14 protein-coding genes and 1 riboswitch are annotated in these 16,079 nt (G+C 43.3%); of the genes, 9 read left to right on the forward strand and 5 right to left on the reverse strand.

Annotated features, from left to right (window positions below; genetic code table 11):
• Positions 1–105: 105 nt before the first annotated feature.
• Entirely contained in the window at positions 106–1,218 is a 1,113-nt protein-coding gene (locus tag ACSYTJ_RS01630; RefSeq protein WP_491720002.1) for a PTS sugar transporter subunit IIC, read from the forward strand.
• Between the two features lie 164 nt (positions 1,219–1,382).
• Here ACSYTJ_RS01630 and ACSYTJ_RS01635 read toward each other — a convergent pair whose 3' ends face one another.
• The 5 genes from ACSYTJ_RS01635 to ACSYTJ_RS01655 all read right to left on the reverse strand — a co-directional run bounded on the left by ACSYTJ_RS01635 (position 1,383) and on the right by ACSYTJ_RS01655 (position 6,739).
• Entirely contained in the window at positions 1,383–2,651 is a 1,269-nt protein-coding gene (locus ACSYTJ_RS01635) for a M20/M25/M40 family metallo-hydrolase (RefSeq protein WP_491717129.1), read from the reverse strand.
• Positions 2,652–2,775: 124 nt separating this feature from the next.
• Positions 2,776–3,474 carry a VIT1/CCC1 transporter family protein gene (locus tag ACSYTJ_RS01640; protein WP_491720003.1) on the reverse strand — a complete coding sequence of 233 codons (699 nt, stop codon included), beginning with the start codon at positions 3,472–3,474 and terminating at the stop codon, positions 2,776–2,778.
• Between the two features lie 18 nt (positions 3,475–3,492).
• Positions 3,493–4,173 (reverse strand): VIT1/CCC1 transporter family protein, encoded by a 681-nt coding sequence (locus ACSYTJ_RS01645; RefSeq protein ID WP_491717131.1) that lies wholly within the window; start codon positions 4,171–4,173, stop codon positions 3,493–3,495.
• A 206-nt stretch (positions 4,174–4,379) separates the two neighbouring features.
• On the reverse strand, positions 4,380–5,366 hold the full coding sequence (dapF, locus tag ACSYTJ_RS01650; RefSeq protein WP_491720004.1) for a diaminopimelate epimerase: 987 nt from the start codon (positions 5,364–5,366) through the stop codon (positions 4,380–4,382).
• A gap of 5 nt (positions 5,367–5,371) precedes the next feature.
• Entirely contained in the window at positions 5,372–6,739 is a 1,368-nt protein-coding gene (locus tag ACSYTJ_RS01655) for an aspartate kinase (protein ID WP_491720005.1), read from the reverse strand.
• Between the two features lie 179 nt (positions 6,740–6,918).
• A riboswitch (Lysine riboswitch) is annotated at positions 6,919–7,101 on the forward strand.
• A 130-nt stretch (positions 7,102–7,231) separates the two neighbouring features.
• Here ACSYTJ_RS01655 and lysA point away from each other — a divergent pair.
• The 8 genes from lysA (at position 7,232) to ppcA (ending at position 16,044) form a co-directional block, all read left to right on the forward strand.
• Positions 7,232–8,545 carry a diaminopimelate decarboxylase gene (gene lysA / locus ACSYTJ_RS01660; RefSeq protein WP_491720006.1) on the forward strand — a complete coding sequence of 438 codons (1,314 nt, stop codon included), beginning with the start codon at positions 7,232–7,234 and terminating at the stop codon, positions 8,543–8,545.
• A 46-nt stretch (positions 8,546–8,591) separates the two neighbouring features.
• Positions 8,592–9,296 carry a 2,3,4,5-tetrahydropyridine-2,6-dicarboxylate N-acetyltransferase gene (gene dapD, locus ACSYTJ_RS01665; protein ID WP_491717135.1) on the forward strand — a complete coding sequence of 235 codons (705 nt, stop codon included), beginning with the start codon at positions 8,592–8,594 and terminating at the stop codon, positions 9,294–9,296.
• A gap of 4 nt (positions 9,297–9,300) precedes the next feature.
• Positions 9,301–10,455 (forward strand): N-acetyldiaminopimelate deacetylase, encoded by a 1,155-nt coding sequence (locus tag ACSYTJ_RS01670; protein ID WP_491717136.1) that lies wholly within the window; start codon positions 9,301–9,303, stop codon positions 10,453–10,455.
• 12 nt (positions 10,456–10,467) lie between these two features.
• The gene (dapA, locus tag ACSYTJ_RS01675) at positions 10,468–11,376 is read left to right on the forward strand and encodes a 4-hydroxy-tetrahydrodipicolinate synthase (RefSeq protein ID WP_491720007.1); all 909 of its coding nucleotides are present in this window, start codon (positions 10,468–10,470) and stop codon (positions 11,374–11,376) included.
• A complete protein-coding gene (gene dapB / locus ACSYTJ_RS01680; RefSeq protein WP_491720008.1) occupies positions 11,376–12,146 on the forward strand; it encodes a 4-hydroxy-tetrahydrodipicolinate reductase in 771 nt (256 codons plus the stop codon). The genes dapA and dapB overlap by 1 nt, the downstream gene beginning before the upstream one ends.
• A gap of 75 nt (positions 12,147–12,221) precedes the next feature.
• Positions 12,222–13,406: an aminotransferase class I/II-fold pyridoxal phosphate-dependent enzyme gene (locus ACSYTJ_RS01685; protein WP_491717139.1), complete on the forward strand. Its 1,185-nt coding sequence runs from the start codon at positions 12,222–12,224 to the stop codon at positions 13,404–13,406.
• Between the two features lie 18 nt (positions 13,407–13,424).
• Positions 13,425–14,504 carry an aspartate-semialdehyde dehydrogenase gene (locus ACSYTJ_RS01690; RefSeq protein ID WP_491717140.1) on the forward strand — a complete coding sequence of 360 codons (1,080 nt, stop codon included), beginning with the start codon at positions 13,425–13,427 and terminating at the stop codon, positions 14,502–14,504.
• Between the two features lie 58 nt (positions 14,505–14,562).
• Positions 14,563–16,044, forward strand: coding sequence for a phosphoenolpyruvate carboxylase (ppcA, locus tag ACSYTJ_RS01695; RefSeq protein ID WP_491720124.1), 1,482 nt, complete (start codon positions 14,563–14,565; stop codon positions 16,042–16,044).
• Positions 16,045–16,079 lie beyond the last annotated feature (35 nt).

The raw sequence follows: 16,079 nt of genomic DNA on the forward strand, positions 1-16,079 counted from the left end.
ATACTAAGTGTATAAAAAATTGATATAAAAAACAATAAAAGGAGAGTGTTGTGAATTAGTACTAATTCGAAATCTGAGCCGATTGGCCGTAGACATAAAAAGTTAGTGAAAAAATTATTTACCAGGGTGCTAACGGGTTCCGCACAGGGAATCTTGATTGGGGTCCTCCCAGCAGCCATTTTAAAGTATGTATTAGCTCCGTTGATCAACCAAGAGGTCCAATGGGCGATGCACTTGAATGCGATTTTAGTATTATTTAATGTCTTCATCCCAATCTTGATTGGAATGGCAGTGGCAGGCCAATTTAAAATGAAGGCATTAGACACAGGAGCAGTAATGCTTGCCACTGGGGCGGCTTCTGGATCTATTCGATGGGTCTCAACGCGTCCAGGATTTACCGATCCGATCACTAATATTGATAATCCCGTTTCCAGTACCTTTTACGTTGCCAATGGTTCGGGAGATGTCATCAACGCAATTATTGTGGCAACCCTAGCGGTAGTAGCCATTAAATTGTTAGAAAAGTATGCAAATGGCTTTGGATCGATTTCAGTCATCCTAACGCCATTGATCGTGGGTGGCCTAGTGGGCTTGATTGGCTACCTAATGTCGCCATACGTTGGTGCGATCACAACCACGTTAGGCGAACTGGTTAATTCTCTGACCGCCTTCCAACCACTCCTAATGAGCATTTTGATCGCGATGGTCTTTGCATTCTTGACCATTACGCCGATTTCGACGGTTGGAATTGCCCTGGCCATCTCGCTTTCTGAGGTCAGTGCTGCAGCCGCGGGGATAGGGGTCGTCTGTACGACGGTGATTCTATTGATTAATTCATTGCTCGTAAATAAAATGGGGACTTCGATTGCCATTTTCATGGGGGCGATGATGGGGATGATGACGACGGTATTTAAAAAACCGATTACCATCCTTGCCTTCATTACGACCGCTGGATTGGCAGCGATTCCCGTCGTATTATTCGATGTTCAAGGGACCCCGACCTCTGCTGGACTGGGCTGGATCGGATTTGGATCACCGATTCAATCCATGATTGCGGATAAGGGGGAGCGGGAATTCATTACCCACTTGATTGGAATCGGACCCGCGTTAATTACTTGGATTATTGTTCCACTTGTTGTTGGAGGATTAGTTAATTGGGCCTTTATTAAATGGTTCAACGCCTACCAACCGGAAGATTTTAAGCATGAAATTAGATAAATTAAAAAAATCAAGGTTAGTCATTATAACTATCCTTGATCTTTTTTTATTTTAAAGGGACATGATAATCCAGATAATGCCCCCGATTGTGACTCCTGATGCAACGACAACTGCGTAAATGATGGTAGCATGCTCTTTAATAAACTGAAACAAAATCCAGCCTCCTATTCTTGATTGTTAGCCAAGAAATCAACGATGGTCGCCCTGTAAAGCTTGATCATATCAAGGTAAGTGGAAATTTCAACGTATTCATTGGGGCTGTGAGAAGTTGTGTTCCCAGGGCCTAACACCACAACGTCCATCTTTTCATTGTGCCGTCTAAATTCAGATGCGTCGGTCCCAAGCGATACCCCGATGGCGGGGAGCTGATCTGGTTCGTGCATGGTATGCTCAGCGTGTTTTTGGAACAGTTCGATTAGGTGGGTATGGTTATCACTTTTGACTGGTAGTTCACTGTGTTCAACCGTTAACTCTAATTCGATCCCTGGTTGAGCATTTAATTTTGTGATCAATTGGTTCAATCGCTCAATTAATTCATGGTTAGAAACTTGGGGGATTGTCCGTACCTTTACGATTTCATAAGCTAGATCGGGTACGGAATTAATTTGTTCACCACCCTTAAAAATATCTGGAGAATAAACTGTCCGCCCGAGTTCAGGGTCTGATTCGGTTAGATTAGCGTAAAATTCTTTTTCAGCAAGGTAGTATTGTATCAATGTATCAATGGCATTGATCCCCATTTGTGGCATTGAGCTATGGGCTGCTTTGCCCTTAGCGGTAACTCGGTATGCCATCCAGCCCTTATGAGCCTTGATGATGAAATGTTGTTCTAATGCATCCGATAGGAAGGCCTTCTTTAAAAGGTTCTTAAGGACTGTTGGTTCGATGGTGATGCCATCACTATTAACGTATGAGCGAAGCCCATGTAGTGAAACCCCACTTGGTTCAGCAATGACCATTGCATCGAGATCGTCAACGTAGCCCTTATCAGTTAAAAACTTAGAACCAGCCGCAGTGAGTTCTTCACCAATCGTCCCAATGAATCGAATCGTACCATTGATTGGGGTTGCCGATTCTGTTAGTTCGATCATTGCGATTGCAAGATCGGCCAGCCCAGCCTTCATATCAGCAGCACCACGCCCATACATGCGGCCCTTTTTCAGGGTCCCTTTAAACGGATCGGTTTTCCATGTCCGCTCGTCACCTTGATGAACGGTATCCAAGTGGCCTGAAAGAGCTAACTTAGGGTGGTTTCCATTACCGATTTCAGCTACGATGTTACTGCGATTATGAAATTCAGCAACTAGTTTGGCTTTAATACCATATTCTTGGAAGAGGCGAAGTAGGTACTCTGCAACCGCGGTCTCATTATCGTTGACGGATTTAATATCAATTAAATCCTTTAAAATTTTAATCTTGGTTTCTTTTTCCATATTGTCCTCCGTAAATAGCTATTAAATAAAAGCGCATTATTAAATCATTATATTTTATAACTTAACTAATATCAAATTAAAAAGGCCCCCTCGAACGAGAAGCCCCTCTTAGATTGCGCGATATTTAGAATTGATTCATTAACTTCCCAACTGAGTAGTGAATGATCATGGTTAAGATGCCAATAATGATGTTTCTGATAACTGCGGTTTTGACCAGTCCGTTGCCGAGCTTTGCACTTAAAAAGCCGGTGATGGCCACTGAGATGATCACTGCGACGATGGTCCCAGGCCATTGCACGCTAGCGGGTAGCAATGACATTGCTGCCAGTGGTAAAATCCCACCCAGTGCAGCTGAGAACAGTGATGAAAATGCGGCGTTCCAAGGATTCATATAATGCCCCAATTGGAGGTTGTTCTTGACGTTGACCATCGTTTCCAATGGCTTTTTATCAATGAGTTCCTTTGCAATTTGAGCAGCGGTTTCTGGGGTAATACCACGTTCAACGTAATACTGCTTAACCGTGTTAATTTCTCCTTCAAGATCAGTCTTTAGTAGCTTTTGTTCTGCTTTGACAGCGGCAGCTTCGGCATCACGTTGCGAACTAACGGATGCGTATTCACCAGAAGCCATTGAAAAGGCACAGGCTAATAGATCAGATAGACCAGCAATGAAAATGGTGAACGGGTTGGTAGTGGCGATGGCGACTGAAAATAAGACCCCGACGACCGTTAGGATACCATCATTGGAACCTAATACCCCAGCACGGAGCGTGTTTAATTTTTCGGCCATGGTTTGCCGTTGATTTTGTTTAGTTTGTTGCATATGATGAGCCCCCTTAGATTATAAATTCCCGATGACTTTACCGATCAAGTAGGTAACGATCATCGTTAGCATTCCAGAGATAATGTTTCTAAGCACCGATTTAGAACGATTAGCCTGACTTAATACGGCGGCTGAATAACCAGTGATTGCAAGGGCAATGACGACCGCGATGAATGTCATTGCGACCCTTAAATGACTGGGAAACAGACCGATGGCTGCTAATGGTAAAATAGAACCAGTTGGAAAAGAGACCATTGATGCAATTGCCGCTGCGTATGGACTGGTAAATTCATTAACGTTAAATCCATACTTTTCCCGTACCGTTGTGACCAGGGCATCGTTATTCATCATTTCTTGAGTTGCCTTTGTTGCTAGGGCAGTATCAATGCCAGCATGCACGTATTTTTGTTTAACGAAATCAAACTCTCCTTGGTAGTCAGCTGCTAGGGCCGCTTTTTGATCGTTGATCGCGTTTCTTTGGGAGTCCTTTTCGGTACTAACCGAGACCCATTCGCCCATTGCCATTGAAACGGTTCCGGCGATCATCCCAGCGATTCCTGAAATAAAGATCGCAAATGAGTTCGCAGTTGCTCCAGCGACCCCGATGACGATCCCTGCGACCGATAAAATGCCATCGTTGGCCCCCATCACGCTGGCTCTAATTACATTGATTTTTTGTGCTAAAGTGGCTTTTGCCATTCTAATCCCGTCCCTTCTTAAAATAATTATTTTTATTACTTTATAATAATTATTAACTAACAACGTTTATTATAAAACAGTTGAATCTAGTTGTAAAGGGTTTATAAATACGAATTTAAAAGTTAGGGGAGCAGTACATATTTTTATGGTAACGCATTTTGAAGCAATAAAAAAAGCGATTGCAATCCAATCGCTTCAAATTTAAATTAATTTAACTGTAATGATTTGATGAATTCCTGGTAGGAAACTTCTTCGCCAGTATCAGTGACTTGACCAGAATCAGCCGTAACGTTGGCGTGATGCAAATCGGCTTCGTCAATTTCGATTTGGTAGGTGAAGGTTGCGTTTCCAATTAATTGGATCCATTGATTTTCATCATTGGGATGCACGATCGTTTTGACCATCCCACCTGGGTTAGTCACTTCGATCGGTTGTTCGATGTCGACCATATCAGGATAGTTCAATGCGAACGCAAGTGAGGTAGCTGACATCCCAGTCCCACAGGCGTTCGTGAAACCAACCCCGCGTTCATAGGTCCGCACAAAGATTTGGTTAGGCCCTAAGATCTTAGCAAAGTTGACGTTCACACCATCGGGAAAGTAGGGGTTTTTAGCGTTCAACTGCTTACCAAGGTCACCTAGCGTATCGTTTAAGTCTTGGTCGGTTTCAACGAAGCTGATCAAGTGGGGGTTAGGAACGGCGATCGTTGTGAATTTCAAATGGTCGTTCAATTCAGGGAGTGGTTGGTTAATGATCTTATCCATTCCCAGGTTATCAAATGGAAAGGCTTGTTTTTGATAACGAACGGGCGAGATTTCGACTGCAAAGGCGGTAACTTTATCCGCAAGCTCTGGTTGTCGTTCAACGAATAGGTCGGCCGCCGGGGTTTCGACTTTGAACTCATCCTGGCCGAATTTATCCGAGATGTATCTGGAAACACACCGCAGTCCGTTCCCACACATCGAAGCGCGACTCCCATCAGCATTAACGACTTCCATGCGGCCGAGTACATTGGGGTGCTCAGACTTATCGACGACTAAGACACCATCAGCGCCGCCTAATAAGTTATTGGGTTGACAGATGGTCTGGGCCAAGTGGGTCAATTCATCCGCTGAAAGGGGCGTATCTAAAGTAGTTTGATCAAGAATAAAGAATTGGTTCTCAGAACCGTGAACTTTTAATAAATGGGCCATAATGATTAAACCTCCTGGTAACTAAAAAATTGTTTGTAAATATCCTTAACGGCACGGTTGGCATCTGCCTTGCGGGTCCCAATCATGATGGAAATTTGGGATGCTCCCTGATTGATCATGTTGACTTTGATACCATCGGCTGCGAGCGGGTCGATCGACTTACTGAGCGCGTTGGTCTGGTTGATCATGCCTTCGCCGACGACCATGATGATTGAGTAATCACGGATCCAGTTCAACTTATCGGGGTGGAGGGTCTCGCTGATTTCACGACCGACCGCGCGCATCTTTTCATCGGTGAGTTGACTATCTTCAAAGATGATCGTTAAATCATCGATTCCAGATGGCATGTGTTCATATGAGATGTCGTGCTTATAAAGGATTTGTAGTAGTTTGAGCGTAAAGCCAACTTCCTTGTTCAACAAGTAGCGATGGAGGTAGAGGGCCGAAAAGTGATTGGAGCTAGCCACCCCAGTAATTTCATGTTCGGATTGGAACGATCCTTCTGGCACGATCAAGGTACCAGGGGCGTCTGGGTCGTTAGTATTACGGACGTTAATGGTGACCTTACCTTCAATTGCTGGAATGATGGCTTCATCGTTGAAAACGGAGAATCCAGCGTATGATAGTTCCCGCATTTCGCGGTAGGTCATTTTCTTGATCGGCATTGGATTGTTAATGATTTTGGGGTTGGCAGCGTAAATGGCACTGACGTCGGTAAAGTTTTCATACATCGGGATGTTCAACCCGCGTGCGACGATCGAACCGGTAATGTCGGAACCACCACGCGCAAAGGTTGCGATGTTGCCATCCTTAGTAACCCCAAAGAAGCCAGGAAAGACGAGCTTTTCATCACCATAGCCGAATTTACCCAGGTTTTGGTAGGTTTCTGGAAGAACGGTAGCACTATTTGGTTCATCGCTCACCACGATTCCAGCTTCGGCAGGATCAACGAAGCGGGTCTTGATACCGAGTTGATTTAAGACGAGCGCCATTAATTCAGCATTTAACTTTTCACCGTGGGCCTTAAAAGCTGCCATTAGGTACTCATCATTTGGATATTGATGGGTAGGTAATGCGGATAGGGTGTCTTTGATGACCTTGAATTGGTCATCAGAAACTTGAAAATCATTTGCGATTGCTTGATAACGGTCAATGATCGTTTTTAACACCTCACTGGTGTCTTGTTTTTTGATGGTTTGATCTGCGTATTTGATTAATAGGTCGGTTACTTTGATATCATCATCAAAGCGTTTGCCAGGTGCGGAAACAACGATGATCTGGCGGCTAGCATCAGCCTTGATAATGTCGATTACTTTTTGGTATTGGGAACCATTCGCTAATGAACTGCCCCCAAACTTAATGATTTTGGTCACGGTGTGTCACTCCTCTAATAATATTCACAATGAATTCTAACATGATTAAAAATTTAATCAACTGCTGAAAGAATTGACATTATGCGATGAATTGCATCACTATATAGAAATAAAAAAATATAAAAAAAGTTTTTTCGTCAAAACGGTTGACGAAGGGCTAAAAATGCTTTAGTATTTTAAGCAATCGAAGAGGTCGCGACCAAGACTATTAAACCGATCGAGTCACTGTAATGACGAAGACGTTGATTGAAAAGTGCGGTTGCCGAAGCTAGAAGTTCATTACAGTGGATTTCTTGCTGGGACGTAGTTCAATAGGCTGCGGACTGTCACGAGAATAATCTTGTGGAGCGCTTTCGACAATTGAAACCAGAAATTAAGATGGATAAAAACCATTGGGATTCTTTTGTATGGATGTGGACCACACCCATGCGAGAGAATCCCTTTTTTGTTTTCAAGAATAGGGACCCCGTAAAAAAACTTGGAGGTAATTTTATGAACGAACAGATTAGCCAATCTGATATTAACGCTGCAGGCCATCTAACCATCGGTGGTTGTGATGCAGTCGAGCTTGCTGGCCAGTACGGCACACCGTTAGTGGTGTACGATGTAAATCAAATCAAGAGTCAAATTCAACACTTTCAAGAGGTATTTAAGAACAACGATGTTGAATATGCAGTCTGCTACGCTAGTAAAGCATTCGCCAACACCGCAATGTATCAACTAGTGAATTCAATGGATTGTCACGTTGACGTTGTTTCAGCAGGTGAAATGAGCATGGCATTACACGCTGGCTTCCCCGCTGAACACATGACTTTTCACGGGAACAATAAATCACGTGCAGAATTGCAAATGGCTGTCGATAACCACGTTGGTGTGATCGCATTAGATAACTTTCATGAAATCGACCTATTAAATGAAGTATTAGAATCATCAGACGCCCACATTAAGGTAATGATGCGAATCACCCCCGGCATTTCAGCCCATACCCATGAATTCATCCAAACTGGTCAAGTTGATAGTAAGTTTGGTTTTGATCTTGAATCAGGCGAAGCCGAACGGGCATTACAGATTATCTTGACCCATTCTAGAATGGAATTGATTGGGATTCATTCGCATATCGGTTCACAAATCTTTGAACTAAACGGCTTCGAGTTAGCGGCTGAAAAGTTAGTGCAATTAGCTGCTGATTGGAAACAACGCTTCAATTATGAAGCTCGTGTCATTGATGTCGGCGGTGGGTTTGGAATTCGTTATACCGAAGAGGACAAACCCCTTCAACCAGAACAATTCGTCGATGCGATCATTAAAACGATCAAGCAAGCTAGCAAGGACCATGGCTTGACCACCCCAGCTGTTTGGATCGAACCAGGCCGTTCGATCGTAGGACCTGCCGGCTATAACCTCTACACGATCGGTTCACGCAAGGACGTTGCCGAAATTCGCTCGTACGTCGCAGTCGATGGTGGGATGGGTGATAACATTAGACCAGCCCTTTACGAAGCTAAGTACGAAGCAGTCGTTGCTAACCGTCCCGCAGCTGAGATCGTAGAACACGTTCACCTCGCTGGAAAGTATTGTGAATCAGGTGATATCTTGATCGATGACCTTCCACTGCCAGAAACCAAACCAGGGGATGTGGTTGTCATGTTCGATACGGGAGCTTATGGGTATGCAATGGCTTCTAACTACAACCTTAACCCGAAACCAGCCATTGTCTTTGTTGATAATGGAAAATCAACGTTAGTTACTAGAAGGGAAACCCCCGCTGATCTAGAACGCCTTGATTTTGGATTAGATGGCAAATAAAAATCATAAATATAATAGTAGAAAAATTTAAAGGAGTAATTTAAAAATGGCACAATTAGACGCACGCGAAATTATTAACTACATTGGAACTGCACCAAAGAAAACCCCAGTTAAGGTTTACTTAAATGGTAAGATCGATCAAATCGATTTTCCAGCAGACGTAAAGGTATTTAAGGGGGTTGATTCAGCAACCGTATTTGGAGATTGGAAACAAGTTGCTCCCATCCTTAAGGATTCAGCCGTTAGCGACTATGAAATTGAAAACTGGACCCGTAACTCAGCCGTTCCATTGCTAGATTTAAAGAATATCAACGCCAGAATCGAACCAGGTGCAATCATTCGCGACCAAGTATTGATTGGTGATAACGCCGTAGTAATGATGGGTGCCATCATTAACATCGGTTGTGAAATTGGTGCTAATTCAATGATCGATATGGGAGTAGTCATGGGTGGCCGTGCCATCGTTGGTAACCATTCCCACATCGGTGCTGGAGCCGTTCTTGCTGGGGTGATCGAACCAGCTTCTGCCGAACCAGTGCGGATCGACGATAACGTATTGATCGGAGCAAACGCCGTTGTGATCGAAGGAGTTCATGTTGGTGAAGGGGCCGTAGTTGCCGCTGGAGCCATCGTTACTCATGATGTTGAACCATACACGATGGTAGCAGGAACCCCCGCTAGAAAGATCAAAGACGTTGATGCCAAAACGCAATCCAAGACGACGCTCGAAGACGATTTAAGAAAGTTGTGATCAAATGCCAGCATTAAAGGAAGCAGATTTAATTCAGATTCGCAGACACCTCCACCAGATTCCAGAATTAGCGTTGCATGAAACCAAAACGCACGCTTATCTGAAATCGATTATCGCACAGTTCGACCAAACGAACCTTTCGATTAGGGAAATCAAATCGCTGCCAACCGCCTTATTAGTAAGGGTGCAAGGCAGCAACCCGACGAAAACGATTGGCTACCGCGCAGATATTGATGCATTACCAGTTACTGAGGAGACTGGATTGGATTATGCCTCTCAAAATGCTGACGTAATGCACGCTTGTGGGCATGATATTCACATGACGGTGGCCCTTGGGGTGTTGAGCTACTTTGCGAGCCACCAACCAAAGGATAATTTGATCTTCTTCTTCCAACCAGCCGAAGAAAGTGAAAATGGTGGGAAGTTAGCTTATGAAGCCGGAGTCTTTGAAGGTCAATGGCGACCCGATGAATTTTACGGGCTCCACGATACACCTGATTTACCAACTGGTGCGATTGGGTGTCGAATGGGAACGCTATTTGCGGGTACGACTGAGGTCAATGTTGATTTGATTGGGAAGAGTGGCCATGCTGCCTATCCGCAAAATGCGAATGATATGGTGGTCGTAGCAGCCCAATTTATTAACCAGATTCAAACCATCATTTCCAGAAGCATCGATCCAATCCAAAGTGGCGTGATCACGTTCGGGAAGCTCCAAGCTGGGACGATCAGAAACGTCATTGCAGGTAAGGCACGCATCGAAGGAACGATTCGCGGGCTTACGCAAACGATGATCGAAACGATCGACGAACGGATTCGCGATGTGGCAGCTGGAATTGCCCGCAGTTATAACTGTGAGGTCAACGTGGAGTTGAATCAAGGCGGCTACCTACCAGTTGAAAACGATCCCAAGTTGACCGCGAACTTTATTAAGTACATGCAACAAGCTGACCAAGTAAACTTTATTGAAACCGAACCAGCAATGACCGGAGAAGACTTTGGGTACTTATTATCCAAAATTCACGGCACGATGTTTTGGCTCGGGGTGGATGATGATTCACAATTACACGCATCCACGTTTACACCACATGAAGAAGCAATTGTACCAGGCATTCACGCCATCACAGGCTTTTTAGAATATCGAATGCAACAGGATTAAGGGGGACTTACTATGTTTGAAAATGCAGATTTAATGACCGCAATTATTACACCATTTGATGAGAACGGCAAGATTGATTTTGACACGTTAGCTGAACTTACGAACCGCTATATTAAGGAAGGTAATCGGGGCTTCGTGATTGGCGGAACCACTGGTGAAACACCAACTTTGACCCATGACGAAAAGATTGAATTATACACTAAATTTGGTCAGATCGTGGATGGCAGAGTTCCAGTAATTGCTGGTGTTGGTAGTAATAATACTGCAGAAACCGTTGAATTCACTAAGGAAGTTAGTCACATCAAAGGAATCGATGCGGCATTAGTTGTGGTTCCATACTACAACAAGCCTGATCAACGACGCATGAAGGCCCACTTTACAACTGTTGCGAACGAAGGAAACATGCCAGTGGTAATGTACAACATTCCTGGCCGAACTGGTGTGACGATGGCAAACGAAACGGTGTTGGAATTAGCACAGAACCCAAACATTGTGGCGGTTAAGCAATGTACTTCAATGGAAGACATGGAATTTCTAGTCCAAAATGCGCCTGCTGATTTTGCCGTTTACAGTGGTGAAGATGCCCAAGCGTTATTCGCAAAGGTCATTGGATCGCGCGGTGTGATCTCTGTTGCTTCACACATCTACGGTCCTGAAATGCGGGCGATGTACGATGCATTAGAAGCCGGTAACTATCAAAAGGCGGGGGCAATGCAACGGCATTTGACCCCACTAATGGGAGCATTGTTCATGTACCCATCACCAGCCCCCGTAAAGGCCGTTTTAAATGCGCAAGGGTATCAAGTCGGCGCATGTCGGCTCCCAATCTTGCCATTGGATAATGAAGAAAAGCAAGCCCTAGCAGTTCGGTTAGGCTTGAACAAGGATGCATTAAATCATAAGTTAGAGGAGTTAGTATAATGGTAAAAATTTTGTTAGCTGGTTTCACTGGTTCAATGGGGCAAAAGGCCATTACAATGATCAACGAAACCCCCGAATTCGAACTAGTAGCGGTATACGCCCCTAGTGCTGATAAGGAAGCAGCTGATTATGGCTTGGCCGATTCAGTAAAGGTCTTCAATGATTTGAACCAAGTCGATTCAGATGCAGAAGTGTGGGTTGACTTTACGATTCCAGATTCAGTGTACGAAGACACTAAGTTCGCCCTTGAACATGGTTACCACCCAGTGATCGGAACGACCGGCTTAACTGATGACCAGGAAGCTGAATTGATTGCACTTTCAAAACAAAAACAAATTGGTGGATTGATTGCGCCGAACTTCGGGTTATCAGCAGTCCTATTGATGAAGTTTGCAAAGGAAGCTGCCCAATACTTCCCAGACGTTGAAGTGATTGAAATGCATCATGAAGACAAAAAGGATGCGCCTTCTGGAACTGCATTGAGCACTGCTAAGATGATCGATGAAGTTCGTCCACAACATGAACAGGGGGACTCAAAGGAAACCCTCCCTGGTTCACGGGGTGGCGATTATCATGGAATTCGAATCCATGCAGTGAGATTACCAGGCTACATCGCTCATGAACAGGTATTATTTGGCGGTTCTGGAGAGGCACTTACGATTCGGCAAGATTCCTTTGATCGTTCGTCTTTTATGCAAGGAGTTAAAGTTGCAGTAAAAAATGTTAAAAAGTTGCCTGAATTAGTTGTCGGATTAGAAAATGTTTTGTAAAATTAAGATAATTCTAATATTAATGAATTAAAAATTTTTATCAGAGAATAAACAATTCAGGAGGAATCAGCGATTATGCCAAACTTATCACCAAAGCTTAGCCGTGTTTACAACCAACGGCTAGACTTAGTAAAACCATCAGGAATTAGAAGTTTTGATAAACAAATTTCAGATGTTGATGGCATCGTAAAACTTACGATTGGGGAACCAGATTTAAATACCCCAGAACACATTAAAGAAGCTGCAATCAAGGCGATCCAAGATAATGATACTCATTATTCTGCTCAACCAGGGACAATTGAATTAAGAAATGCGATTCACCACTACTTATCAGTTACACGCGGATTAGAATATGATCCAAAAACAGAAATCATCGCTACGATTGGTGCGACTGAAGCAATTTATGCGACTTTCGAAACCATCTTAAACCCTGGTGATAAGGTTATCTTGCCTACGCCAACTTTTGCGCTTTACGAACCAATCGTGACGCTATTGGGTGGCGAAGTCATCAATGTTGATACTTCAAAGGATGATTTTTACCTTACTCCTGAACGCTTATCAGAAGTGCTTGCTAAGGAAGGCGACTCTGTTAAGGCAATCCTATTGAACTACCCAAGTAATCCAATTGGGGTTGAATACTCAGAATCATTGATCAAGGAACTAGCAGATGTGATTAAGCAACACAATCTATTTGTTCTTTCTGATGAAATTTACAGTGAATTAACTTATGGTGTTGAACACCACTCAATCGCTGAATTTATTCCAGAACAAACAATTCACATTAATGGGGTTTCTAAGTCCCACGCAATGACTGGATGGCGGATTGGTTTCGTTGCTGGACCTGCTGAAATCGTACAAAAAATTACCAAGACCCATGCATTTATGGTTACTTGTCCTTCAGACATCGACCAAGCTGCTGCGGCAGAAGCATTACAAAATGGACTTGATGATCCGATTTCAATGCGTGCAATTTACGAAAAACGGCGTGATTACATTAGCAACCGTCTTGAAAAGATGAACTTTAAGACCGCCTTACCACAAGGGGCCTTCTACATCTTTGCTAAGATTCCTGCTAATTTGGAACAAGACGATGTTAAATTTGGATTGGCTCTAGCTCGTGAAGCTAGGGTCGGTGTGATCCCAGGAAGTGCATTTGGTCCTGGTGGTGAAGGCTACATTCGGATGTCTTACGCTGCTTCAGATGAAGATATCAAGACAGCCATGGACAGAATTGAAAAATTCCTAGCTCAACAAATCTAAAACAAAGGATGATTTAATATGAAAGAATATAATGTCGCAATTCTAGGTGCTACCGGTGCCGTTGGAATGCGGATGATCGATCAATTAGCTAATTCTACGGTTCCCGTTAAGAACATCAAGCTCTTAGCTTCGAAGCGCTCTGCTGGTAAAAAAATGAAATTTAAGGGCCAAGAAGTGACCGTTGAAGAAGCAACTCCAGAATCCTTTGATGGCGTTGACCTAGTGCTTGCATCTGCTGGTGGGGCGGCTTCAAAGAAGTTCTTACCAGAAGCTGTTAAGCGTGGCGCCGTGTGTGTTGATAACACCAGTGCTTATAGAATGGATCCAGAAGTGCCATTGGTGGTTCCAGAAGTCAACGTTGAACAATTAAAGAACCACAAGGGGATTATTTCAAACCCTAACTGTTCAACGATCCAAATGGTAGTGGCACTCCAACCAGTCTTTAAGAAATTTGGTTTGAAGCAGATCGTGGTATCTACTTATCAAGCAGCATCTGGTGCTGGTCAATCAGCTTTAAATGAATTTTATCAACAAGCCCAAGACTACCTTGATGGCAAGAAGATGGAATCCAATATCTTACCGACTGCTAGCGATAAGAAACACTACCCATTAGCATTTAACCTCTTACCACAAATCGATGTTTTCGAAGAAGATGGTTACACCCATGAAGAATGGAAGATGATCCATGAAACTAAGAAAATTATGTTAAACGACATGGATGCTAGTGATATTAAGGTGACTGCTACATGTGTACGGGTTCCAGTGCCAATTTCACATGGTGAATCGGTTTACTTTGAAGTTGAAGACAAGAATGCGACCGTTGATGATATCAAGGCTGCAATTCGGGATGCAGATGGGGTAACGCTCCAAGATGATCCTGACCACCAAGTATACCCACAACCACTAACTGCTGAAGGTCATCGTGAAACATTCGTTGGTCGGGTGCGTCCAGATCAAGAAAATAAGGGTGCTTTTCATTTATGGGTCGTTGCTGATAACCTCTTAAAGGGAGCAGCTTGGAACACAGTTGAAAACGCAGAACGATTGGTAGAACAAGACCTCGTTCACGTTCCAGAAGACCATTACCAGGCTAAGTAAAATCAATTTTCGTAACTAATAGGGGGTTTTTATTTTGAGTCGCAAGATTCCAAACATTATGGGTACTCAGCACCCAGATAACGCAAACATTCCATTCTTTAAGCATACTCGTCCATTCGTTTCAGCATCACGTGAAATTGATGAAGCATACGAAAATTTCTCGCGATTGAATGCTGACGAATACATGTGGGACTGGGAAGGTAAGCATGCCGATGCTTCAGTAATTAGTCGGCTTTACACGGAACACTATGAATATTTCAAGCAACACCCACTTGGCAAGGATAAGTTCTTAACTTTCCGTTTACCTAACATTTGGGAAGAAAAAGGTTATAGCTTAATGCAAGCAATGACGACCATGTTATTAGCTGAAGATTTTGCTCGTGACCTTGGATTTGAAAACCGTCCATTGTTCGAAGCGATTTTACCAATGACTCAATCCGCTGATCAACTCTTTGAAATGGAAGAAAAATTCTCTCGATTAGCACACTTTAAGGACAAGGAATTTAGTCAAGGCTTTAAGAATGCTGATACACTTCAAATGATCCCATTATTTGAAAGTTTTGAAGCCCAATTAAATGCTCCTAAGGTCCTAAGTAAGTTCGTTGAACTTTACAAGGAACACTTTAACCGTGAAGTGCCTTACGTGCGTGTATTCTTGGCTGGGTCAGATTCTGCCCTTTCCAACGGATTCATTAATAGTATTATTGGAAACAAGTTAGCTTTAACTAAGTTAGCTGAATTTTCTGAAAAATCAAACCTCCCAGTTTACCCAATCGCAGGAACTGGTAGTACCATCTTTAGAGGGGGGCTTTCACCATTAATGATCGATCGCTACCTCCAAGAATTCCCTGGTCTAAAGACCGCAACGATTCAATCTGCATTTAGATACGACTATCCATTAGACGTAGTTAAACCAGCAATTGAAAAGTTACGGACTGGTTTACAAAAGAACGAATTCCATCCAATTAAGGATGAAGACCAAAAAGTATTGTTGAGCATTGCTGGTAAGACTGCTAAGCAATACCACGAAACACTAGATCCATTGATCAATGATCTCCAACCAGTGTTCGACGCCTTTCCAAAGCGGCGTGACCGACACCAACACGTTGGAATCATTGGTTACTCACGGGATGTCGATGGTTACAAGATGCCACGGGCAATCACATTTACTGGAGCCCTCTATTCAGTAGGGGTGCCACCAGAATTGATCGGAACTGGTCGCGTATTACAACAATTGAGCAAGAAAGAATTCGAAACGCTTGTTAAGTATTATCCAAACATTCGTCACGATTTCGCTCACGTTGCTAAGTACTACAGTCCAGCTGCAATGAAGGCCTTAAAGAAGCAAAACCCAGCCTGGGAAGCAGTCGAAAAGGACGTATTAGCATTGGATGAATTATTTGATATCCAAGCTGGTCCAACTGATGCTGACCAAGCAAAACATGCTGAATTAGCAGCCGACTTAGATCGGATCAATGATAAAGAAACTAGAACCATGTTAATCGAACGCCAAGCAAAGTTGAGAAACTTCTTGGGTTAATCAATAATAAAAAATCAGATTGAAAATTTAATTTT

The organism is Nicoliella sp. ESL1113, from assembly GCF_058509245.1.